Consider the following 24,248-nt stretch of genomic DNA (forward strand, 5'->3'; position numbering starts at 1 on the left):
GAGCCGCAGGAAGCGGGTCTGCAAATCCGGGTGCGGGTCGATGGTGTGTTGCAAACCCAAACGCTGGCCGACAAACGCATTGCCGGCGCCTTGGCCCAGCGCCTCAAGCTGATGGCGGGGCTTGATATTTCTGAAAAGCGTCTGCCGCAAGACGGCCGCTTCAGCGTCCGCCTGAAAGAGCAAACCATTGACGTGCGCCTGTCCACCCTGCCCACCAGCTACGGCGAATCGGTGGTCATGCGGCTGCTGATCCAGGGCGCGGGCATGCGCCGCCTGGACGGCATTGGCATGCCGGAGGCGATGCTCAAACGCTTTCGCGAAGTACTGGGCCGCAGCGCCGGTCTGGTGCTGGTCACCGGGCCCACCGGCTCCGGCAAAACCACCACCTTGTATGCCGCGCTGGCCGAAATCAACGCCGCCGAACTGAAAGTCATCACGGTCGAAGACCCGGTGGAATACCGCTTGCCCGGCATTACCCAGGTGCAGGTCAACGACAAGATTGAACTGAACTTTGCGCGCGTGCTGCGCGCCACGCTGCGGCAAGATCCTGACGTGATCCTGGTCGGTGAAATGCGGGACGCCGAGACGGCCGAAATCGGCCTGCGTGCCGCCATCACCGGGCATCTGGTGCTGTCAACTTTGCATACCCGCGACGCCATCAGCACGCCGTTTCGGCTGCTCGACATGGGCGTGCCGCCGTTCATGGTGGCCACCTCCTTGCAAGCCGTGATTGCGCAGCGGCTGGTGCGGCTCAACTGCAGTGAATGCGCTGAACCGCAGGAACCCAGCGCCCAGGAGCTGGCCTGGCTCACCAGCATGGTCGAAGCGGGCGATGTGGTGCAAGCCCGACGCGGTCGGGGTTGCAGCGCCTGCAACGGCACCGGCTATGCGGGGCGCCAGGGCATCTATGAACTGTTGGAGATGGATGCCGGGCTCACCCAAGCCGCCTCACACTCCGACCCGGCCACGTTCATGAAGCTGGCCCGCGAGCGCATGAAGGGCCACACGCTGGCGCATCATGTGCTGGCGCTGGTGCGTCAGGGGCGCACGTCCCTGGCCGAGGCCTTGCGCATTGGCTTCGATGTGGACGAAGACCTGGGCGCGCCGGACTAAACCCACATGGCAACCTATGCATGGCGTGGCCGCAACGTCCGGGGCGAAGCAGTTCAGGGCCAGTTAGAGGCCATGACCGAGGGCGGCGTGGCCGACCAGTTGATGTCGATCGGTGTCGCACCGGTCCACATTGCGATTGCGACTGAAAAGACCGTGACTGCCGCCGACAACTGGTTCGCGCGCCTGAACCGCAAGCCGGTGGTGGTCGAAGACATCCTGGTGTTCTCGCGCCAGATGTACACCCTGAACAAGGCCGGGGTTCCCATTTTGCGGGCCTTTGCCGGGCTGCAGGCCTCAGCCACCAAGCCGGCGATGGTCGACATGCTCAAAGACATTCGCGCCAGCCTGGATCAGGGGCGCGAACTGTCCGCCGCCATGGCACGCCACCAGGACGTGTTTGGTGCTTTTTATATTTCGATGATCCGGGTCGGCGAGATGACCGGCCGCCTCACCGAGGTTTTTTTGCGCCTGAACGAACACCTGGAGTTCGAGCGCGACGTGCGCGAGCGCATCAAGCAGGCCATGCGCTACCCCATTTTTGTGCTGATCGCCATGGCGATTGCGGTGGTCATCCTGAACATCTTCGTCATTCCGGTGTTTGCCAAAGTGTTTGCCGGCTTCCATGCCGAGCTGCCGCTGATTACCCGTGGGCTGCTGGGGTTCTCGGCCTGGATGCTGGCCTGGTGGCCCTTGCTGCTGGCAGGCGCCATTGGTGCGGCGGTGCTGATACGCGGCTACTTGAATACGACGGCCGGACGTTACCGCTGGGACGCGCGCAAACTCAAATTGCCCATCGTGGGCGACATTATTTTGAAAGCCACGCTGGCGCGCTTTGCCCGCAGCTTTGCGCTCTCAAGCCAAAGCGGCGTGCCGCTGGTGCAGGCGCTCACCGTGGTGGCGCAGACCGTGGACAACGCTTTTATTGGCAGCCGCATCGAGCAGATGCGCGACGGCATTGAGCGCGGCGAGACCATCACGCGCTGCGCCGCCGCCACCGGCGTTTTTACCCCCGTCGTGCTGCAAATGATCGCGGTCGGCGAAGAAACCGGCGAGCTCGACAACCTGCTGTTCGAAATTGCCGGCATGTACGAGCGCGAGACCGACTACAGCATCAAGGGCCTGTCGGCGGCGATCGAGCCCATCTTGCTGGCCGTCATTGCCGTGCTGGTGCTGCTGCTGGCGCTGGGCGTGTTCTTGCCGCTGTGGAACCTGAGCCAGGCCGCCATGGGCAAAGGCGGCGGCTAGTCGTGCCTGACAAGCGTTTGACAACGGGCCATGTCTCGTTCTGGAACCAGCGCCTGGTCGAGTGGTCGATGCTGGCGCTGGTCATCGTGCTGTTGCTGGGCGTATTGGCCTACAAGGTGCGAGAGGTCCACGCTCAAGCCGAGCTGGCGACCGTGCGCTCAACGCTGGGCAACTTGCGCACCGCTTTTGTGCTCGACCATTTGCGCCGCAGCGTGCCTTCGGGTGCTGGCGCGGCGATGCAAAGCAACCCGTTTGAATTATTGGAACGTCGCCAGCCCAATTATTTTGGCCAAGCCAGCGCCGCGCAAGCGCTGACGGCACCAGCGGGCAGCTGGGTGTTTGACGCGGCCTGCGTCTGCGTCGGCTACCTGCCGCTTGACACCCAATGGCTGCAAAGCCCCACGGGTGACGTGATGGCCTGGTACCAGATCAGCGGTGCGCCCGGGCCACTGCAGTTGAGCGCCAAAGAAGCCTATGTCTGGCAGGGCCAGGTCATGAACTAGCGGCCTGTCGCTGGCGCCGTGCTGTCGCTTGTTGCAATGGTGCAACACAACCCCCTTGAGCGGTACCAGCGCCGCATCCCCATGATTTGGGATAGCTTGGCGTGGACTGTGCAATCGCCCCACCGGCCGACAGTTGGGTGTTTGATGGGGGGGTTCTGGCCGGATCAAGTGCTGAAACAGCCTATATTGCGGGCGCTTAAAACTAGATAAGCCGGGCTGAGTTTGTTCATTTGCCGCGTTACGCTTTGTGCCCGGTCTGTAAAGTCTCCCCATTGCTTAAGGGGGCTCGACTAGAATTTGCCATCTCAAGCTTGCTCAAGTGACATTCGGGCGCGTGTAGGCAGCAGATGGCTTTTATTTTTTTTAACTAGGTAGACAACATGAAACAAGTGCAACGTGGCTTTACTTTGATTGAGCTGGTGATGGTGATCGTGATTCTGGGCGTGCTGGCTGCGGTGGCATTGCCGAAGTTCATTGACTTGAAAGCTGATGCGCAAGCGGCGGCAGTTCAAGGCGTAGCGGGTGGTATTGCATCGGCGAGCGCTGTGAATTACGCGGCGCGTAGTGTCACACAGAGCCATGGAACCAAGACATCAAATATGTCTTGCCAAAATGCTGCGGCTGCCATTCTGCAAAGCGGGGTTCCAAGTGGCTATACCGTTGCCGACGTTACAACCCCAGGTGTTTCAGCGACACCAGGTACAGCCAGTGACTGCACGGTAACTCAAACTGACGGCGGCAAAACAGCGACCGCCGTGATTATCAGTATCAATTAACGAATTCTCGATCTGTTGCCAGCAATCGGTGGCACCCAAAGAGCAGTCGGGTTTGTTTCCCTACTGCTCTTTTTTTGTTTCAAGCAACCCGCTTTTGCTATAGCTATAGCAACGCTCGATACCACAGCGGAACCTGGCTAATGAAGTCGCCTTTTTGGTTAGCTGGGACGGTCATCAGCCCAGCCCGAAATGCGCTCAATGCATTGACATCGTCATGCACCGCAGGATCAGCATAAATTTTCCCCAATCGCAGATAGCCGTCAGCCGCTTGCTCAGGCCAGGTCTGGTTGCGCAGTTCCAGTGATCGAATGGCGAGCGGCCAGTTATGAGTTTCCAATCCCATGGCGTAGCCCGTCATCAGCAGCGAAAAATCATATTGCCCCCGGTCATACGCACCAATTATTTTTTGCAGCGCTTGTACCTGTTGGCCAGTACGGTTGAGAAGTGCAACTTCCAGCGCCGTTGACCCAGGCGCATCTGGATGCAGGCGCTGCCACTGTTGCAGCGCGCCCATCGCTCGGTCGTACTGGCCAAGCTGCGTATAGCCCCGCGCTATGTTCGACCATATTTCTGCAATGTTCGGGCGTGAGCCCGCCACGGATTCCCAAATCCACACCGCATCAGCCCAGTCGCCACTGGCGGCCAGATTGTTGGCGACCGTGGGGGTGAGTTTGCGGTAATGCGGGTTGATGGCAACGCCTTGGCGAATATCCTGCAGCAATTGTTTTCTTTTGCTTTCAGACAGCTTGGGGTCGGAGGACCTTATCTGATGGGAATAGAAAGCCAGCTTGACCGCGCCAACAATCTTCCGTTCTGCCTGCGCCGCCTGCTGTGTGATGTACGCCGTCAACACCGTACAGCACAGCAAGCCGGCCAGCGTCGCGCGCGAATAGCCAGGCCGCCAGCGCAGTGGCGCAGCAAAGAAGCTCTCCCGCACGCCCAGCCGCGCGTCCGATCCCGCCAATATCGCCAAGCCCAGCGCCAACAGCGCCCCGGTGCTGGCCAGTCGCCAGGGGAACCCGGCATTGCTCACAATCAGCAGCGCCAGCAAGCCGGCCAGGGTGAGTGCCCGCAACGGCGCCTCGGCCAGGTCGACACCTTGCAGCCGCCAGGTTTTGCCAGCGGCGATCAGCAAGTAGGCGAGCAATACCGCGATGAATAAGCCGCCCACCAGCACACCATATTCGCTGAGCAGTTGCAGAAATTCGTTGTGCGCGTAGTAGTCGGTCTCCAGGCCCTCGCCGATGCGCTGGTAAAGCGGAATCTGCACTTCCCAGGCGCCAGCGCCAACACCCGTCAAGGGATTGGCGATCATCATGCGGGCAGTTGCCTTCCACATCACAGCGCGAATCGAGAAGGATCGTTCGGTGTATTCCTTGCCCTCGGTCATGGAGGAGGCGCGCAGATAGCTGCGCTGCAATGCGGTGCTGCCCGTTTTTTCCTGGATGATCTTGACGTTGCCGCTGGGCAGCGATCCCAGACCCAACACGCCCGCCACCAGCACCAAGCCGACCATTGCTTGCTTGGCCCGGCTCCAACGTACAAACACAAATTGCCGGCGATACCGGATCAGAATCAGCGCCAACACCGGCACCAGCACCAGCAGAGCCAGCAAGGCCGAGCGCGTGCCGGTCATCATGAGTGCGACCACGTTCAACGCCAGCGACAGCGCCACCGGTGCGAGCCAGCGCGACGCCCGCAGATTGGCCAGCACATAGACTGAAAACGGCAACGCACTCACCGCATATTCAGCAAAAAAATTGCGGTTGATAAAGGTGGAGGCTGGCATCGGCCCCTGCGGGAACAGACCCAAGTCGAACCAGAACTGCGAGACGGCCCAGACGGATGCCACCAGCGCGCCGCCATGAATGCCCCACGCAATCATCGGCAGGTTGTCGCGCGTGATGGTGTTCAGCCCCAGCCACAGCAGCAAGCTCAGCAAAAACCAGCGTATTGCCTCCACCCCCGCCAGGTAAGTGTGCGACCACGCCATACTGCCCAGCGCGTACACCATCAGCGCCAGCGGCAGCCACACCAGGCCGTGCCACAGCAGCGGCGCTGTGCGCTGGCGCTGCTGCCAAACGAACACCAGGGCGGCCGCCAGCACGCCAAACGCCACCAGCGCGGATTTCAGCGTGTCTTGCAGCATCAGTTCGCTCGGTACGCCCACGGCGGGCACCACCAACATCATCAAGGCCAGCACGGCGACGGGCCAGCTCGCGGGGTCGAGCCGCCTGGGCAGAAGAGAGGCTAGGCCCAAATCAACTCCGACCGGCGTTTCAGGGTGGAAGGGCATGGTTTAGAGAAATTTCTATTCAGTCACGGAAGGACTGACATTATGGTGGTCGCCAGTCTGCGCCTGCGGGGGATCGGGCTTGGCTTCAATTTATATGCCAAATCAGCCTGTAGCCCCCGTCAATCCTCCGCAAGCAGCTACTGAATTAATAGTATTTTTGACAGTCAAGCCGGCAATGCCGCGTCTTGCGTCACCACCTCACCGCGCAGCGTGAAGGTGCGTGTCTCTGTAATGTTCACATCCACCATCTGCCCGATCAGGCGCGGCTGGCCACAGAAGTTGACGACCCGGTTGCACTCGGTGCGGCCCATCAGTTCGGTGCTGTCGCGCTTGGAGGCACCCTCCACCAGAATGCGCTGCACCGTCCCCAGACGGCTCTCCGAGATGCGCTTGATGCTGTCGTTGATGACCGTCTGCAAATGCTGCAGGCGGCGCAGTTTGACCTCATGCGGGGTGTCGTCATGCAGATTGGCCGCCGGGGTGCCGGGGCGCGGGCTGAAGATGAAGCTGAAACTGTTGTCAAAGCCCACATCGTCGATGAGTTTCATCATCTTGCTGAAATCCTCTTCGGTTTCACCGGGGAAGCCGACGATGAAGTCGCTGCTCAGCGCCATGTCGGGGCGGATGGCGCGCAGCTTGCGCACCGTGCTTTTGTATTCCATAGCGGTGTAGCCGCGCTTCATGGCCATCAGGATGCGATCCGAGCCATGCTGCACCGGCAGGTGCAGGTGGCTGACCAGCTTGGGCAACTTGTCGTAGGCCGCAATCAGTGAGGGCGTGAACTCGTTGGGGTGGCTGGTGACGTAACGGATGCGCTCAATGCCGGGAATGTCCGACACGTATTCCAGCAGGGTGGCGAAGTCGGCCATCTCGCTTGAGAGCGCGCTGGCGTCGCCAATCATCCGGGACCGCCAGGCGTTGACGTTTTGCCCCAGCAGCGTGATTTCTTTCACGCCCTGATCCGCCAGGCCGGCGACCTCGACCAGCACATCTTCAAACGGGCGGCTCACTTCTTCGCCGCGGGTGTAGGGCACCACGCAGTAGCTGCAGTACTTGGAGCAGCCTTCCATGATGCTCACGAACGCGCTGGCGCCTTCAACCCGGGCGGGCGGCAGGTGGTCAAACTTTTCAATCTCGGGAAAGCTGATGTCCACTTGCGAGCGGTTGAGCCGCTCGCGCTCGGCCAGCAGTTGCGGCAGGCGGTGCAGGGTTTGCGGGCCAAACACCACATCGACATAGGGCGCGCGCTCGATGATGGCGGCACCTTCCTGGCTGGCAACGCAGCCACCGACGCCAATCAGCGCGCCTTTCTTCTTCAGGTGTTTGACACGCCCCAGGTCGGAGAACACTTTCTCCTGCGCCTTTTCGCGCACCGAGCAGGTGTTGAACAAGATCAGGTCGGCTTCTTCCACGTTGTCAGTGGGCTCGTAGCCCTGCGCGGCGCCCAGCACATCGCTCATCTTGTCCGAGTCGTACTCGTTCATCTGGCAGCCGTAGGTTTTGATGAAGACTTTTTTGCTCATGGTGAAACTCACTCAATTACTATGAATTAGATAGCTACTAACGCCCTATTGACGGTGGCTAGAGCCTGATTTGTTATAAATGTTCTGGGCGCGCAGCCAAGCCGCTGGTCGGGCTGGCCAAGCGCCTGCCGTGGCTATTGCCGGGGAAACTTGGGCAACTGGTCAAACGGCGTTTTGCCGTCGTCAGTTTTGGGCTTGTCGGCGTCCGAGCCAAAGACAAAGTTGGTCACCGGCTCCATGCCGGCACGTTTCTCTGCCGCTTCTTCAGGGCTCAGAATCCACAGTTCGTGAATCAGCCCTTGCATGTCGCGCCGGTAGTTCACCAGCACGCTTTGTCCCACCAGGGAGGCCGACAGCACCAGGGCGTCGTTGACACCCTTGATGCGGGCGCCGGGTGAGAGTCGCGCCGGCGCGCCGTTGATCAGCACCTCGGGCGGCATTGTGACCACCAGCGTGCCGCGCTGGGCGGTGGCGGGAAACTGGCGCACGCCGGTTTGCGCGCAGGCCAGGTTGAAGCTCAGGGCCGAGGCGCTGAGCACAAGGAGGCAAAGCCTCCTGAGAAAATGGTGGGGGTTTGGAGTCAGGCAGCGGTTCATGGTGTTTGTCCAGAGGCTGAAAAAGCGCTTGCGGGATGCCGGCGACGTGGCGCAAGTGTAAATGACGCACCGCTGCCCTGCCCCCCGTGCGTCTTCAGCCCGCCCGGCGCGCTTTGACTGCCGCCGCCAACACCTCCAGCAATTTGACCGAGTCGTCCCAACCCAGGCAGGCGTCGGTGATGCTCTTGCCGTATTCCAGCTTGGACAGGTCATCCTTGCCCGGCGTGAACTTCTGGGCGCCGGCAGTCAAGTGGCTTTCCACCATCACGCCGAACACACTTCTTGAGCCGCCGGCAAGCTGCGCGGCAATGTCGCGTGCCACGTCGAGTTGCTTCTCGTGCTGCTTGCTGCTGTTGGCGTGGCTGCAGTCGACCATCAAGGTCGCCGGGAGTTTGGCTTTTTCGAGGTCTTTGCACGCTGCGGCGACGCTGGCCGCGTCATAGTTGGGAGCCTTGCCACCGCGCAAGATGACGTGACAATCTTTATTGCCTTTGGTTTGCACGATCGCCACCTGACCATTCTTGTGCACCGACAAAAAGTGGTGCGCGCCGGCGGCGGCCTGAATCGCGTCGGTGGCGATCCTGATGTTGCCATCGGTGCCGTTCTTGAAGCCTATCGGCGCCGACAGCCCCGAGGCGAGTTCGCGGTGCACCTGGCTCTCGGTGGTGCGCGCGCCAATCGCGCCCCAGGAGATCAAGTCGCCCAGGTACTGGGGCGAGATCACATCCAGAAACTCGCTGCCGGCAGGCAGGCCCAGGCGGTTGATCTCGATCAGCAACTGGCGCGCGATGCGCAGGCCTTCGTCGATGCGAAAGGTTTCATCCAGATACGGGTCATTGATCAGGCCCTTCCAGCCGACGGTGGTACGGGGTTTTTCAAAGTAGACGCGCATCACAATCTCTAACGTGTCGGCGTACTTTTCGCGCTGCACCTGGAGCTGGCGCGCGTAGTCCAGCGCGGCGGCCGGGTTGTGGATGGAACACGGGCCAATCACCACCAGCAAGCGGTCATCCTTGCCCGCCATGATGTTATGGATGCGCCGGCGGGTGCTGCTGATCAGCGACTCCACGGCCGTTCCGTGAATGGGGAAAAAGCGGATCAAATGCTCAGGAGGCGGTAACACGGTGATGTCCTTGATGCGTTCGTTGTCAGTCTGACCGGTGCGGTCGGTGGCATTGGCGGCAACGTTCGCATACCAGGCATCGGTGCTGGCAGCAATGGATTTGGCAGTCATGTGCAATTCCTCAGTTCATCAAAAAAAGTCATAAAAAAACCGCCGGGGTAGCCGGCGGTTTTTGGAAGATCAGGACGTTTGGTTTGGGTACGTTCAGAACTCTCTACCGCCGCAGGCGACAAGAGAACCAAAAGTAGCTAAAGAAAAAACAGAACGATTTCATGGGCTTCACTTTAGCATAGTCGGGCCAGCGGCTCATTTCTGAACAAAGCCGTTGAATTGATAGGCCACCGACAAGCCCGCCACGTTGGCCTTGAAATCGCCACCACGCATGGCCTGAATGCGCCCTGCCGTGGCCAGCACCGACACCTGCTTTGTCCAGCGGTAGCCAATTGAAGCATTGAGTTGACCCACCAGTCCACCACCCACTGCCAGACCGCCGCCGCCGGCCGCACCCACCAGGGCTTCGCCCTCGGCAAACCAGCGCTGCGACAACTGCCGCTGCACACCGGCACCAACCTGCCCGGTCATGTAGGCCCCCGCCTCGCCGGCATAAGCGGCCAGGCCCTGACCGGTGACAAACCACTGGGGCGTCACAAAATAGTCAAGCTGCACGCCCAGATTGCTCACCGACTCGTCGACATACTGGTTGCGCCACTGGGGTGACGCCTTGAAATAGGTCTGGTTTGCCACCCGCACGCGCAGGTTTTCTGCGTCAAAACCACCCAGCGCGGGCCAGGAAATACGGTTGCCAGAGACCCCCGGCAAACCAAACTGGTAGTTCAATTTGAGGGCCGCACTTTGCGCCCTGAAGCTGCGTGAGGGCGCACGCACTTCGCCCACCGAGAACTCCAGCGCGGTACGCTCGCTCAGGTTTTGCTGCAGCGAAACCCCCGCATCCAACAGCAAACCCCCGCCGGTGTCAGTCCCGCCCCCGCCCGCCGGGCCGGCCGCGACATGAAGTTTGATCGCACCGCCGCGCCAGAGCGGCATGCGGTAGCCAGCGCCGGCCAGAATCTGCATGTAGCCATTGCTCTGGCCACCCATGGCGCCTTCCGACTCCAGTTTGACAAACCAGTTGGAGTCCATGTAAGACAGCCATTCGACGCCGACCAACTGCATGCTGCTGTGTTGCGGCTGGCCATCGTCGCGCAGCACGGAGGCCGGGATTTTGTAGCTGCGGGCCACCAGCGCAAACTCATTGCGGTGGGACGACACGCTGGCGCCCTCTGCCGTGCCGGCACGGGGCAGGGTATCCCAACCCGGACTCAACAAACTGTAGAACGGATATTCGTAGCGCACATAGGGCTGCGTGCTGCGAATCACACCCGACGGAAACCGCACATGGCTCACGCCAAAGGCAAAATTACCGACGCTTGGCATCTCGTAAGTCAAACCCACGTCGCCCCGCAGCATCAGACCACCACCCGACAAGGCGCTGGTGCCACCACGCCCGCCACCGGCGCCAACAAACAAACCGGTGTGAGCCAGCCAGCTTGGATTGAGCCGCTGGCGCCACTCACCCGCCAGCCCCAGCGTGATGAAACCGCCACGGTCACCGCGCACGGCCCCGTAACTGCCCACACCCAATCGCAGCTGCTCACTCACATCAAACATGAGGTCGCCGGCGACCATGCCCATTTTTTCGCCACCCGGCAGTGCCAGCGTTTCAGAGGTCAAACGCCAGGTCGTGGCGGTCGGCTTCAGTCCGGCAGTCGGTTCGCTATTGCCCTGGGCATGACCCAAGGAAGACCCCAACAAGCCACCGGCACACAGGCTGGCCATCAACAAGTTTTTCACGCCGTGCCTCCCACCGTCAGACCATCGATGCGCAAGGTCGGTTGCCCCACGCCCACCGGCACACTCTGGCCTTCTTTGCCGCAGGTGCCGACACCGCTGTCAAGCTTCAAGTCATTGCCGATCATGCTGACGCGCTTGAGCACATCCGGGCCGCTACCAACGATGGTCGCGCCCTTGACCGGGTACAGGATCTTGCCGTTTTCAACCCAGTAGGCTTCACTGGCCGAAAACACGAACTTGCCCGAGGTGATATCCACCTGGCCGCCGCCAAAGTTGGTGGCGTACAAGCCCTTCTTGATGCTGGCCACGATCTCTTCGGGGGACTTGTCCCCGGCCAGCATGTAGGTGTTGGTCATGCGCGGGATCGGCACATGGGCGTAGCTCTCGCGCCGGCCGTTGCCCGTCGGTGCCACCCCCATCAGACGCGCATTCATGGCGTCCTGCATATAACCCTTGAGAATGCCATCTTCAATCAGCACATTGCGGGCGCTGGTGTTGCCTTCATCATCGACATTGAGCGAGCCCCGGCGGTCGGCGATGGTGCCGTCATCCAGCACGGTCACGCCTTTGGCGGCGACACGCTGGCCGACCCGGCCACTGAACGCGCTGGAGCCCTTGCGGTTGAAGTCGCCCTCCAAGCCATGGCCAATCGCCTCGTGCAACAAGATGCCGGGCCAACCGGGGCCAAGCACCACGGTCATCTCACCGGCGGGCGCCGGGCGGGCTTCCAGGTTGACCAGCGCGGCTTTGACCGCCTCATCAACGTATTGCGTGATCTGCGCCTCATCAAAATAAGCCAAGCCGAAGCGGCCACCGCCGCCGGCCGAGCCCATTTCACGCCGCATCTTGGCACCTAAGCCCTGCTCGGCAATTACCGTCACCGACAGTCGCACCAGCGGGCGGACATCGGCCGCCAGCGTGCCGTCGGCACGCGCCACCAGCACCACGTCGTATTCGCTCGCCACGCCCGCCATGACCTGCGCCACGCGCGGGTCCTTGGCACGGGCCAGTTGCTCCACTCGCTCCAGCAACTTGACCTTGGCCGCGCTGTCAAGCGTGGTGATCGGGTCCAGGCCGGGGTACAAGGAACGCCCATAAGCTATCTTTTTTGTAGCTACTCGCGCCCGCCTTGTCTGGGCTACAGCCGAAATTGACCTGACCGTGCGGGCCGCATCCAGCAGCGAGGACTCGGAGATGTCATCCGAATAGGCAAACGCCGTTTTCTCGCCGCTGACCGCGCGCACGCCGACACCCTGGTCAATGCTGAAGGAGCCGGTCTTGACAATGCCTTCTTCCAGGCTCCAGCCCTCAGAACGCGTGTATTGAAAATACAGGTCGGCTTCGTCCACCTGATGCGCCTTGATTTCTTTTAAGGCCTGGGCCAGGTGGGATTCGTCCAGCCCAAAGGGCGTGAGCAGCAGGGACTTGGCTAGGCCTAAGCGTTCAAGAGTGGGTTCGCGAGAGATCATGGATTCATTTTAGGTGGTGCGCCGATAATCACCATGACATGCTGCCTGATAACCCCGCCTCTTGATGCTGACGACGCCGGCCTCGCACCACAAACCGACGCAACCCATGCGGGTGGCCGGGGTCGTCTTCTTGCTGGCGGCCATGCTCAGCGCCGGTCTGATCTGGCACCAGGAACGCCAGCGCAGGGAGCATGCGCGCGCCGAGGTTTACACATTGGCACAAGACCGTGCCAGAGCGGCCCGGGAACAGCTGGATCGCGCCCTGTCTGCCATTTACGCGATGGCCGCGCTGGTCCAGCAGGGCCGTGGTCAAGTGGATAACTTCGACGCGGTGGCCACCAGGATGCTGCCCTTTTACCCGGGTGTGTCGGTGCTGATTCTCGCCCCGGGCGGCGTCATTCGTAACGCAGTGCCGCTGGCTGGCAATGAAAAAGCAATTGGCCTGGATTTGCTGACAGACCCGGTGATGCGCCAGGAAGCGCAGCGAGCGCGATCGACCGGGCAACTCACGCTGGCCGGTCCGCTTGAACTCAGGCAAGGCGGCTTGGGCTTGGTGGCCAGATTACCGATCTACCTCGACAACGCTCAGGGCACGCCAGAGTTCTGGGGTTTCACCAATGTGGTGATGCGTTTTCCGCAGACCCTGGAGTCGGCCCACTTGCCCAGCCTGCTTCAGCGTGGACTGGATTACAAACTTTGGCGCGTCAACCCCGAAACAAAGCAGACTCAAATCATCGCGGAATCACAGTCTGCGCCGTTGATCGAGCCGGTCGTCCAAGGTTTTGAAGTGCCCAACGGCGTCTGGACGCTCAGTGTGGCGCCGCGACTGGGCTGGGGCGACCGGGCAGGTTTGGCCGGCAAGACTTTTATCGGGCTGTTGTTTTCATGGCTGCTGGCCTATCTGGCCAAACTTCTGACGCGCCAACGCGCCTACAAGGTCAATCTGGAGCAGCAGGTGAGTGAACGCACCGCCGAAATCCAGGCATCAGAGCGACAACTCAGCGCCACGCTGGACGCCATACCGGATCTTTTATTTGAGATGGACTTGAACGGACGTTACCTGCTGTGCCATTCGCCGCGCGCCGACCTGCTTGCCGCACCGGCGCAGGCCCTGCTTGGCAAGACGGTGTCCGAGGTGCTGCCTCCTGCGGCCGCCGAAGTGGTGCTGCAGGCCCTCAAACAAGCGCATGAACTCGGTCTGGCCCACGGTCAGCAATTTGAACTGGCGTCGCCAGAGCAAGACCGGTGGTTTGAGCTTTCGGTGGCACGCAAGGCGGTCAGCGCCGGCCAGGAGCCGCGCTTCATCGTGATCTCGCGCGAGATCACCGAGCGCAAACAGGCCGAGAAAGACATCCAGAAACTGGCCTATTTCGATGCGTTGACCAGCCTGCCCAATCGCAGCCTGCTCAACGACCGCATCCGCCACGCCCTGAGCGAGGCCAACCGGCGCCAGGAATCACTGGCCTTGATGTTTCTGGACCTCGATCACTTCAAGAACATCAATGACACGCTCGGGCATGGGGTGGGCGACCAACTGCTGGTGGCGCTGGCGGCGCGAATGCAGTCGGTGGTGCGCGAACAGGATACGGTGGCGCGCCTGGGGGGTGATGAGTTCATCCTGCTGCTGCCAGACACCGGCTCCAAGGGCGCGGCGCGCGTGGCCCAGAAGTTGCTGCAAACCGTCAGCCTGCCGGTGCAAATCGGGCCGCACGAACTGACGGTGACGCCCTCCATGGGCATTGCCCAGTACCCGCGGGACGGCGACGATCTGGAGACCCTGTCCAGACGCGCCGACATCGCCATGTACCGCGCCAAGCAAAGCGGACGCAACGGCTACCAGTTTTACACGACCGAAATGCAGCTCACGACCGACCGCGCACTCCAGATTGAAAACGCCTTGCGCCGCGCACTGGAGCGCGATCAGTTGCGCCTGCACTACCAGCCCCAGTTGTCGCTCAGCACGAACAGAATAGTCGGTGTCGAGGCGCTGCTGCGCTGGCAGCATCCAGAGCTGGGGCAGGTCGCGCCGGCCGAATTCATTGCGATTGCCGAAGCCAGCGGTCAGATTCAAAGCATCGGTGAATGGGTGCTGCGCACCGCTGCCCGGCAAGCCAAACAATGGCGGGATCTGGGCCTGGCGTCGATGACGATGTCGGTCAACCTGTCCGCCGTGCAGTTTCGTCACCCCGATCTGCCCGAGCTGGTGGCCAGAATATTGGCCGAGGCGCAACTGCCGCCCCAATTTCTTGAACTGGAGTTGACCGAAGGGGTGGCACTGCATGACCCGCTGGGCGCCATTGCGGTCATGGAGCGCATGCACCAGCAGGGCGTGAAGATTTCAATCGATGACTTTGGCACCGGCTACTCGTCGCTGAGCTACCTCAAGCGCTTTCACGCCTGCCAGATCAAGATCGACCAGTCATTTGTACGCGACATCACCGACGACCCGGAAGACCTGGCCATCGTCAATGCCATCATCAGCATGGCCCACAGTCTGGGCATGAACACCATCGCCGAGGGGGTTGAAACCCAGGCGCAATTGACCTTGTTACGCGCGCACGGCTGCGACGAGGTGCAGGGGTATTTCTTTTGCAGACCCCAAGCACCTGAGGAACTGGTGGCTTTTCTGCGTGCGCACAGTTAACATTGATTCGCTGAGGGCAGAACTGGCGTTACGACTGCACCAGCCGCTTGGACTTGGCAATCGACATCAATATCCCCAGCGCCATGCCCAGCGTGACCATGGCCGTGCCGCCGTAGCTGATGAAGGGCAGCGGCACCCCCACCACCGGCACAATGCCGCTGACCATGCCCATGTTGACAAAGGCGTAGGTAAAGAAGATCAGCGTGATGCTGCCGGCCAGCAAGCGGGAAAACAGCGTGGGTGCTTCCAGGGCAATGACCAGGCCGCGCAGGATCAGAAACACAAAGCCGGCAATCAGCAGCAAATTGCCAATCAGCCCGAATTCTTCCGAAAATGAAGCAAAGATGAAGTCGGTGGTGCGCTCGGGGATAAATTCAAGATGCGTTTGCGTGCCCTGCATAAAACCTTTGCCCCAGAAGCCGCCCGAGCCAATCGCAATCATGCCCTGAATGATGTGAAAGCCCTTGCCCAGCGGGTCGCGCGACGGGTCCAGCAGGGTGCAAATACGCTGCTGCTGGTAGTCGTGCAACACCGGCCAACGCATACCGTCGGCACACAGCTGCGGCTCAAAGCCCACCAGCAATCCCACCCCCAGCACCCCCAACAGCAGCGGCGGCACGATCCACTTCCAGGACAGACCGGCGAAGAAGATGACCGACATGCCCGCCGACAACACCAAAATGGCGGTGCCCAGGTCGGGCTGCCTGACGATCAAGCCGATCGGCAGCGCCAGCAGCACCCCCGCCACCGCAAAGTCCAGCGGACGCAACTGCCCTTCGCGTTTCTGGAACCACCAGGCGAGCATCAAAGGCACGGCGATCTTGAGAATTTCGCTGGGCTGGATGGTGATGCCCACGTCAAGCCAGCGCCGGGCGCCTTTTTTGGTGACACCAAAGATGGCCACCGCAATCAGCAGGGTGACCCCCAGCACATACAGCGGCAACGCCAGCGCCATCAGCCGCTGCGTCGGAATCTGCGCCACCACAAACATGAGGAAGCCCGCCAGCAACATATTGCGGCCATGGTCCTCAAAGCGCGTGCCGTGGTCGTAGCCCGAGGAGTACATCGTCAGCAAGCCGGCACAGGCGAGCATGAACACGGCGAATGCCAGCGGGCCGTCAAAGCCGCGAAACCAGGGCGTGATGCGTCGCCAGGGGTGAATTTTTCCAAATTGTTGCGCCATGCGTGGATTATCTCGTGACTGATCAATTCAGCTCGATTTCCACCACGGTATTGCCCGCAACGCTGGTGATCAGCAGGCTCGCGGCGATGGCAGCGGCCCGCTCGCGCAGCGAGCTCAGGCCCCGGCGCTTCACGCGCTCGGGCTCGAAGCCGCAGCCATTGTCAATCACCCGCAGCCGCGCGCCACCCTGCCCTGTGCTGCGCAACTCAATGCGCAACTGAGTGGCGTGCGCGTGCTGCAGCACATTGGACAGCGACTCAAAGACCATGTACTGCAGCTGTCGCATGGCCGCGTGATCGAGCCGGGCCAGCGGCAAGACCAGGTCCACATCCCATTGCAGCTCGATGTCGGACGCTTTAAAGCGCGGCTCCAGCCGGTAGCGCAGGTTGGCCAGCAAGGCCGTGATGTCACCCGGCGAGAGGTTCATCGCGTCAATCGACAGCTTGAGCTGGTCCAGCGAGTCGCGCAGCGTCTGCAGCACCTCCACGTGGTTCGCCTGCCCGGATTCCATCTGGCGGATGGCCGTGCTGATGTGGGCGCCCACGCCATCGTGCATGTCGCGCAGAATACGCGTGCGTTCGGCGGTGCGCTCCTGCTCGCGGGCGAGTTGTTCCACGCGCCGGTAGCTCTGCGCCAGCTCCTGCTCCTTCTGCGCCACGCGCGCCGCCAGATTGGCGTTGAGGTCGCGCGCCTGCGCGCTGGCCACGCGAAAGCGCATGATCACGATGTAAAGCAGCGTCAGGCCGAACAGCACCGAGCTGTAGCGCAGCAAGGTGTTGCCGCCGTAGGCCTGGCTGAGGCGAAACACATACAGATCGCGCAAGCCCACCAGCGTGTTCCACAACACCACGGCCGCCACGATCTTGTGCGGCAGCGAGGCACCGCGCACCGCCTTCCAGATGAAGGTCGCGACGAAGATCAGGGCGGTGAGTCCCAAGGCCGCGTAGAAAAGCGTCATCGCGAGCGGATAGCCGTACACCAGCGAGGTCGTGCCAGCCGCAACACTCGCCACCAGCAACAGGGCCAGCCAGCGGCGCAGCCAGGTGACCGCCCTCAGACGGCTCCAGCCGGCCACCTCGGCGCAAAACAATATCATGCTGCCCACCCACACCGTCGCCGCCATCAGTGCCACCATGCCCCACCACGGCCAGAGCAAGGGCGGGTGCTCGATGATGGCGTCGCTGACGGCGACCGTCCAGCACAATTCGGCCACGCCCGCATACAGATACAGCGGGTCGCGCCGGGGACGTCCCGGCCCGGCGGCATCGACCTGGGTCGCCCATAAGGCGAACGCCGCCAGACCGATCAGCAGGCTGGCGATGACCACGATGAACGAGCCCGTGCTGCGCCAGCGGTAGTCGTGCAGATAGAGCGGATAGACCTCCTCGTCCGGCCCCAGGGTCAGCGGGGCCAGACCGCCACGGCGGCCCACATCGGCCCGGATCTGCACACGAAACAGGTTGTGGGTGCGCAGCAGGCCGGGCGAAATCAAGATATGGCGCGGCGCCTTGGCAAAGTCCGGGCCGTTTCCATGCTGCAAGTCACCGTTTTGCTGCAGCAGGGCGCCGTTGAGCCAGATTTCATAGGCATTGCCGAGCCGGGGCAGGTACAGGCCGAAGGGCACCGTCGGCGCCTGTGCCAGCTCGAACGGCAGCTCAAAAGTCGCCTCACCAGCCAGGCCCGCGTGATGGCGGTCCCAATGGTAGGGCAGGCTGACCGTCTCGCGCGTGGTCTGACCCTGCACCGTCACCAGCGCTTGCGCCTGGCGCAACTCCAGCGTCAGGGCCTGCGCCGACACGGCCAGACCGGCGAACACCAGAGCGCAACAGCAAAGAAGTAAACGTTTTAAAAGGCAGCAAGGCTTCATGGAGCAGCGCATCTTAGCGAAGCTTTATGCGTCGCATCAAACGCCCGCTCCCATACCCGGCTTCAGTCATGCCCCGACAGCAAACCCATGCGCGTGGCTTCAAACACCGCCTCGCTTTTGGAATGCACGGACAATTTCCCGTAGAGGTTCTTGATATGCGTCTGCACGGTGTGAACACTCAAACCCTGCAAACGGGCAATTTCCGCGTAAGAAAAACCCCGGGCGATCAAGGCCAGAACTTCCTGTTCGCGTGGCGACAGCAGGCCGCGCTGCGACTTCGCCTCACCGTCCTCAATTGCTTCAGTTTTGATAGCTATAGACGAAGGCAGGACGGGGGCTAGCACCCTATTTGTCTGTCGGCGATCAGACTGGTACTTGGACAGCACGCGGCGCGCGATCATGGGAGAAATGGGAGAGGCGCCGGCCCGCATGTCCAGAATCGTCTGCGCAATGTCGTCGGGCGTCGAATCCTTGTGGATGTAGCCCAGCGCGCCGGCCTCGATGCTGGCCAGCACGTTGTCTTCATCACCAAACATCGAGATCACCAGCGGCTCGCAGGCGGGGTTCAGCCGCCTCGCATGGCGGATCACCTCCAGCCCGCTGCCATCGGGCAGGCCCAGATCGGTGAGCAGCACATCGACCGTGTTCGCGTTGTCATCCAGCCAGGCCTTCGCCTCGGCCACCGTGCCCACGCTGGCGGCCAACAGCAGTTCGGCGCAGCGCGACACGCTGCCCGAAAAAAATTCCCGCGTCTGCGGATCATCCTCAACCACCAGTACACGCCACACTTGTTTTGCCTTGCTGTTTTCAAATCAACCGCGAGCATAGCCGTAGCCGTCTGCCTTGGCCATACCGGCTCATCCCATGGATATGGGATTGCCCGCCACCATCCGCTCGATAACATCCATGACGCAGATCAAGAAGTTCAGAACCCGTTTCTGAATCGCCTGCTTCCCAAACACATCAAGAGGTTTTTATGAACATTACGCTTAAACGACTTGCGCTTGGTATCACCAGCGCCGGCCTGTTGACGATTTACGGCTGTGGCGGTGGCAGCACCAGTACGCCGGCGCCAATCATCCCTGCGGCCACCACGACCGACGTGCCCGTCACCGTGGTCGACGGGCCCATCCAAAACGCAACCGTCTGCCTGGACAAGAACAGCAATGGGGTTTGCGACAGCGGCGAACCTTTCGCCAAGACGGATGCCGCCGGCAAGGTCACGCTCACGGTGGACCTGGCCGACGCCGGCAAGTACCCGGTCATCGCTGTGGTCGGTACCGACGCGATTGACGCCGATACCGGCGCCGTGCCCGTGCCCTTCACCATGTCAGCCCCGGCAGACACGGTCGGTGTGATCAGCCCGCTGACCACGCTGGTGCAACAGACGGTTGCCAGCACCGGTGCCAGCACCGCTGATGCGGCCGCGTCCGTGCAAGCCGCCACCGGTATCACCGTCTCGCTGTTTCAGGACTTCACGAAAGTGGCGGCGCCGACCGACGGCAGCATCAGCGCCGCCACGGTGGCGCGCATGGTGGTGGTGACCACCCAGCAGCAGGTCACGGCCCTCGGCGGCACGGTGCTGGGTTCGACGACGGTCGATGGCGCCACCATCACGCAAGCCGATATCGACAAGGCCATCCAGAAGAAACTGCTGGAACTGTTGCCCGCACTGGTGACTGCCATGAGCGACCCGGCGGTGCAGGCCGCAAGCACGACTGCGGACAAAGAGGCGGCATTGCTGGCAGCGGCTCAAACGCTCGTGACCAATTCGGGCTTGACACCAGCCTCGATGGCCACGGTCGTGGCTATCAATACCCAGACCTCGTCAACCACGCCCGTCGCATCGGCCCCTGCGGCGGCGGGATTCAACCTGGTTAACTTCAACTTTGTCGATGCGTCGAACGTCTTCGTCCGAGTGTTCAGTGGCTCACTGCTCCAAAATACGCCGGACGCCGACAACAATGTCAAGTACGTCGAACGGCGCTATCGCAGCAACGCTGGCACCCTGGCCAAGTGGGGCGCCGGTGGCGATCCATGGCGTCAAGCGGACCTGCACTGGAACGGCAGCGCCTGGACCAACTGCCCTCTCAATTTTGAGAACACCTCGGGCGTGCGCGACGCGCTGGGCAACAGCACGTACAACTACTGCGACAGCTATGAGACCGGCAAGACCAATCGCGCCACATTCGACATTGCCGACAAGGCGATGGCGGATGTCTACGCCCAGGCACGCGCGGCGGGCTACACCAACCTGAGGATTGCGGACCCCACATTGCTGGGAACGGCCACCTTCCCGACCGGCTCTTCGTTGTTTTATCAAACAGGAACCTCGCTGACCACGGCGATTGCTTACTACCCCGGCAGCAGCAGCCTGGTGACGCAGTACAGCTCGGCGGTCTCGGCCGGTGGTACGGCCAGCACGCAGGCAGCCGGGGTGGGCTGTAACTCGACCGAATTCAAGACCACCAATGGCGCGAACAGCACCACCCTGGAGGGCTTGATCGGCGCCATGACGGGTACGCCCTGCGTATTCGGGCAAGGCAGCTTTACGTACAACACGATCAAGTACACCAGCCCCGACACCAGCGATGAGGCATGGGGCAACAGCACCGTGGGCATCGGCACCATCGGCACGGCGCCCGTCGGGGCCGGCACCGCACCTGGTTTCTACAGCGGCAACACCAAACTGCGCGTGGCCTTCAAGGGCACCGGCACCAACCCGGTCACTTACTACGCATGCAAAGAGCGCTTTAACAACGGTTCGACGCGCAACTGCACGGAGATCGGCACGGGTTCTTACACCATTGCGACCCTGGGTGATGCGCGGGTGCTGACGCTCAACAACGCGCCCATACAGGCATCGCCGTTGACCTTCACCAAAGTGTTTGTGGAGCGCGCCGGCAAGGTCTATTCGGGCTATCAGAACAAGCCTGTCGTGAGCAACAGCGTCCGCCTGAACACCATTGCGGCCACCGCACTGCTGACGCAATTGGGCTTGACGGTCGACGATGATCCATCCGTACCGTTGACCCTGACGGCCGCGTCCTACCAAGGCACCTGGGACATTCGTGACCCGGCCCAAACGACGGGTGGCATGACCGTTTTCATCAACGCCAACGGCAGCGTTGCATGCCAGGACACAACGGACTTGTCGTTCTTCGCGTGCTCGGCGACGTTCACGAATCCATCCACCGGTGCGTTCACTTTCACGGACAACGCCAGCAGCACCGCCAGCGGCAACTTCAATTTCCTGGCGGGTACCGGCAGCGGCACTTACAGCGATCCGACATCCACGCCGACGACTGGCAGCTTCGCAGCGCAACGTCGTTGAACGTGAGGGGTAGCCGCGCCTGGTTGACCTTGACGGGAAACTAGCCGAGCTCTCCCGCTGCAAAGTTCTCGAGCCTTTGCAGCAATTTTGAGTGCCCCGCGCGCCACCCGGCCCGCGGGGCTTTTTTTCGCCTCTATCATCCGGTTCATGCCCACGCCCCAGCCCACACCCATCACCCACCTGCTCTACCTGCACGGCTTTCGCTCGTCACCACAATCAGCCAAGGCACGCGCCCTGGCGCAGCACATGGCCAGCCACCGGCCCGATGTGCATTGGTGGTGCCCGCAGTTGCCGCCCTCACCGCGTGAAGCCATGGCCCTGTTGTTGCAAGGCAGCGCCGACTGGCCGCGCGAGTCAATGGCGGTGGTGGGCTCCTCGCTGGGTGGCTTTTATGCCACCTGGGTGGCAGAGCAAACCGGTTGCAAGGCCGTGCTGCTGAACCCGGCGGTCAACCCGGCACGCGACCTGGAGAAATACATTGGCGAGCAAACCTGCTGGCAGGATCCCCAAGAGCGCTTTTTCTTCCAGCCTGAGTTTGTGCAGGAGTTGCGTGACCTGGCATGCGCGGCCCTGACGCGACCCGAACGTTATCTGGCCGTCATTGCCAAGGGGGATGAACTGCTGGACTGGCGCGAGTCTCATGCCCGCTACGCGGGGGCCCAGCTCCGCCTGCTTGAAGGCAGCGACCACGGCATCACTGACTTTGACCTGCAACTGCCTGCCGTGATGGCATTTTTGGGGCTGGATTAGTCATCTTCAGTCTTTGCACTGCGGTCTGCGGCGTTCACATGGCCCAAATTCTGGGTTGCACTGCGGCTTGATTCCACAACAGCTGACGCCAGACTGCCCAGACTTTTTTGAGCAAGTCCATCGCCACTTCCACTTGCGGTGCCAGGACACGCAGCACCAGAACCCGAGGGTTCGGACATGTCACACCGGCGCTGGATTGAAGCTCGTGCGCCTGCAAGACCTGCCGCGCGCCATCGAGCGCCAAGTCGCGGCGAGGACGCTCAAGCGCACTCCCGGTGACGAAAAAGAGGGACGCCATGCAACGCTGCCCAGCCAGGCCCAGCGGACTGCCAAGCAGGCGCGTGTCCGCCGCATCAATAACGCCCCGTTCCAGCCAGACGCCAGGCAGCTCAATGTGCTGGCAAAAACGCCCGCTTACAAAGGGGAGGCCCGCATGCGGCAGTCCCAGCGCCGTCACGTCCCAGGCCATTAACTCGGCGCCGGGCGCGAGTTCAAAACTCAAATGGTTTTCTGCCAGGCAGCCGCTGTACAAAATCGCTTCCAGCGGCAACCATTCCATGCGCGCAAGCGCCTCCAGGCGCAGCCGGGTTCGCTGCACGGCAGGCTCACCTGACGAGCGGTAAAACCGTGTGGCGCCCGGTGTGGTGATGAGCGCGTGCGCGCCAGAGCCAACCGCGATTTGAATGTCCAATGTGTCGCCCCCCACCAGCCCGCCAGGTGGGTGAACCAGCACATTGTGGCAAGTGCCATCACCTTGCGGGTACAGGCTTTTCAGCACCCGCAACGGACCATCATGGACGTGACGCAGCACGCTGCGTTCAGATTCCAACCGGTAGTCAAGGGAGAGCGTGGCGTGCCAAGTCATGGCGTGATCCTAACTGGCCGCCAGAGGGGCTCAAATCGCCACCAACTGTCGCACGCCGTCAATTTCCATATTCGGGCCTTTGCCCCGGGCCAGCACGGCGCCGCGCTCCATCACCACATAGTCGTCGGCCAGCGCCTGGGCAAAGTCGTAGTACTGCTCCACCAGTACGATCGCCATGTCGCCGCGGTTCGCCAACATGCGGATGACGCGACCAATGTCCTTGATGATGCTGGGCTGGATGCCCTCGGTGGGCTCGTCCAGAATCAGCAGCTTCGGGCTGGCCGCAAGCGCCCGGGCAATCGCCAGTTGCTGCTGCTGCCCGCCCGACAAATCGCCGCCGCGGCGCTGCAACATCTGCTTGAGCACCGGGAACAGGTCAAACAGTTCAGACGGAATCGGCGTGCTGGCGGGTTTGTAGGCCAGTCCCATCGCCAGGTTTTCTTCCACTGTGAGCCGGGCAAATATTTCACGCCCTTGCGGCACGAAACCAATGCCGGCGCGGGCGCGCTCGTAGGGTGTGGCGTTGTGAATCGGTTTGCCATCCAACTCGATGCTGCCGGTCTTGATAGCCACCAGGCCCATCAGGCTTTTCAGCAGCGTGGTTTTGCCGACACCGTTGCGCCCCAGAATGACGGTGACTTTTCCGAGCGTGGCTTGCAGACTCACATCGCGCAGGATGTGCGAGCCGCCGTAATACTGGTTGATGTTTTTGACGTTCAGCATGCTCATCTGCCCAAATAGACTTCGATCACCCGCTCATCCGCTTGCACCTGCGCCAGCGTGCCTTGCGCCAGCACCGCGCCCTCGCACAACACGGTGACGATGTCGGAGATGGTGTTGATGAAGCTCATGTCGTGCTCCACCACCATCAGCGAGTGCCGGCCTTTGAGGCTCAAAAACAGCTCGGCGGTGCGCTCGGCCTCAATGTCCGTCATGCCGGCCACGGGTTCATCGAGCAGCAGCAACTTGGGGTCTTGCATCAGCAGCATGCCAATCTCCAGCCACTGCTTTTGGCCGTGGCTCAAAGTGCCCGCTTGAGCGCTCGCGTTGCCGGTCAGGTGAATGGTGTGCAGGACCTCAAGCAGGCGATCTGACTGCATGGAGTCCAGG

19 protein-coding genes are annotated in these 24,248 nt (G+C 61.8%); 7 read left to right on the forward strand and 12 right to left on the reverse strand.

Annotated elements, in window-relative coordinates; translation table 11 throughout:
- The 4 genes from WA157_RS03555 to WA157_RS03570 all read left to right on the forward strand — a co-directional run.
- Positions 1-1,113, forward strand: a 1,113-nt coding sequence (locus tag WA157_RS03555; RefSeq protein WP_422619646.1) for a GspE/PulE family protein, incomplete at its 5' end; no start/stop codon positions are given.
- Between the two features lie 6 nt (positions 1,114-1,119).
- Entirely contained in the window at positions 1,120-2,358 is a 1,239-nt protein-coding gene (locus tag WA157_RS03560; protein WP_422619647.1) for a type II secretion system F family protein, read from the forward strand.
- 2 nt (positions 2,359-2,360) lie between these two features.
- Entirely contained in the window at positions 2,361-2,861 is a 501-nt protein-coding gene (locus WA157_RS03565; protein ID WP_422619648.1) for a hypothetical protein, read from the forward strand.
- Positions 2,862-3,241: 380 nt separating this feature from the next.
- Entirely contained in the window at positions 3,242-3,637 is a 396-nt protein-coding gene (locus tag WA157_RS03570; RefSeq protein WP_422619649.1) for a type II secretion system protein, read from the forward strand.
- Between the two features lie 103 nt (positions 3,638-3,740).
- Here the strand turns inward: WA157_RS03570 and WA157_RS03575 are convergent, their stop codons facing one another.
- The 6 genes from WA157_RS03575 to tldD form a co-directional block, all read right to left on the reverse strand.
- Complete coding sequence (locus WA157_RS03575) at positions 3,741-5,933, reverse strand: O-antigen ligase family protein (RefSeq protein ID WP_422619650.1); 2,193 nt, start codon at positions 5,931-5,933, stop codon at positions 3,741-3,743.
- A gap of 164 nt (positions 5,934-6,097) precedes the next feature.
- Positions 6,098-7,456 (reverse strand): tRNA (N6-isopentenyl adenosine(37)-C2)-methylthiotransferase MiaB, encoded by a 1,359-nt coding sequence (gene miaB / locus WA157_RS03580; protein ID WP_422619651.1) that lies wholly within the window; start codon positions 7,454-7,456, stop codon positions 6,098-6,100.
- Between the two features lie 134 nt (positions 7,457-7,590).
- Positions 7,591-7,995 (reverse strand): hypothetical protein, encoded by a 405-nt coding sequence (locus WA157_RS03585; RefSeq protein WP_422619652.1) that lies wholly within the window; start codon positions 7,993-7,995, stop codon positions 7,591-7,593.
- A 151-nt stretch (positions 7,996-8,146) separates the two neighbouring features.
- Entirely contained in the window at positions 8,147-9,286 is a 1,140-nt protein-coding gene (locus tag WA157_RS03590; protein WP_422619653.1) for a 3-deoxy-7-phosphoheptulonate synthase, read from the reverse strand.
- 195 nt (positions 9,287-9,481) lie between these two features.
- Complete coding sequence (locus WA157_RS03595) at positions 9,482-11,026, reverse strand: hypothetical protein (protein WP_422619654.1); 1,545 nt, start codon at positions 11,024-11,026, stop codon at positions 9,482-9,484.
- On the reverse strand, positions 11,023-12,495 hold the full coding sequence (gene tldD, locus WA157_RS03600; RefSeq protein ID WP_422619655.1) for a metalloprotease TldD: 1,473 nt from the start codon (positions 12,493-12,495) through the stop codon (positions 11,023-11,025). Before tldD ends, WA157_RS03595 begins: the two co-directional genes overlap by 4 nt.
- 64 nt (positions 12,496-12,559) lie before the next feature.
- Here tldD and WA157_RS03605 point away from each other — a divergent pair, with 64 nt between their 5' ends.
- The gene (locus WA157_RS03605; RefSeq protein WP_422619656.1) at positions 12,560-15,139 is read left to right on the forward strand and encodes a bifunctional diguanylate cyclase/phosphodiesterase; all 2,580 of its coding nucleotides are present in this window, start codon (positions 12,560-12,562) and stop codon (positions 15,137-15,139) included.
- Positions 15,140-15,167: 28 nt separating this feature from the next.
- Here the strand turns inward: WA157_RS03605 and rodA are convergent, their stop codons facing one another.
- From rodA to WA157_RS03620, 3 genes are all read right to left on the reverse strand, one after another.
- On the reverse strand, positions 15,168-16,322 hold the full coding sequence (rodA, locus tag WA157_RS03610) for a rod shape-determining protein RodA (RefSeq protein WP_422619657.1): 1,155 nt from the start codon (positions 16,320-16,322) through the stop codon (positions 15,168-15,170).
- Between the two features lie 22 nt (positions 16,323-16,344).
- Positions 16,345-18,138 carry a sensor histidine kinase gene (locus WA157_RS03615; protein ID WP_422619658.1) on the reverse strand — a complete coding sequence of 598 codons (1,794 nt, stop codon included), beginning with the start codon at positions 18,136-18,138 and terminating at the stop codon, positions 16,345-16,347.
- 113 nt (positions 18,139-18,251) lie between these two features.
- Positions 18,252-18,977, reverse strand: coding sequence for a response regulator (locus tag WA157_RS03620; protein WP_422619659.1), 726 nt, complete (start codon positions 18,975-18,977; stop codon positions 18,252-18,254).
- Positions 18,978-19,165: 188 nt separating this feature from the next.
- On the opposite strand from WA157_RS03620, the gene WA157_RS03625 reads away from it, so the two are divergent.
- A complete protein-coding gene (locus tag WA157_RS03625) occupies positions 19,166-21,523 on the forward strand; it encodes a hypothetical protein (protein ID WP_422619660.1) in 2,358 nt (785 codons plus the stop codon).
- Between the two features lie 147 nt (positions 21,524-21,670).
- On the forward strand, positions 21,671-22,273 hold the full coding sequence (locus tag WA157_RS03630; protein WP_422619661.1) for a YqiA/YcfP family alpha/beta fold hydrolase: 603 nt from the start codon (positions 21,671-21,673) through the stop codon (positions 22,271-22,273).
- Between the two features lie 34 nt (positions 22,274-22,307).
- On the opposite strand, the gene WA157_RS03635 is transcribed toward WA157_RS03630, so the two are convergent.
- From WA157_RS03635 to WA157_RS03645, 3 genes are all read right to left on the reverse strand, one after another.
- Positions 22,308-23,138: an urease accessory protein UreD gene (locus tag WA157_RS03635; RefSeq protein WP_422619662.1), complete on the reverse strand. Its 831-nt coding sequence runs from the start codon at positions 23,136-23,138 to the stop codon at positions 22,308-22,310.
- Positions 23,139-23,168: 30 nt separating this feature from the next.
- Positions 23,169-23,861, reverse strand: coding sequence for an urea ABC transporter ATP-binding subunit UrtE (gene urtE / locus WA157_RS03640; RefSeq protein ID WP_422619663.1), 693 nt, complete (start codon positions 23,859-23,861; stop codon positions 23,169-23,171).
- 2 nt (positions 23,862-23,863) lie between these two features.
- Positions 23,864-24,248: ATP-binding cassette domain-containing protein (locus tag WA157_RS03645; RefSeq protein WP_422619664.1), on the reverse strand; the 385-nt coding region annotated here is incomplete at its 5' end.

Source organism: Rhodoferax ferrireducens (assembly GCF_049302455.1).
GTDB classification, from domain to species: domain Bacteria; phylum Pseudomonadota; class Gammaproteobacteria; order Burkholderiales; family Burkholderiaceae_C; genus Rhodoferax; species Rhodoferax ferrireducens_B.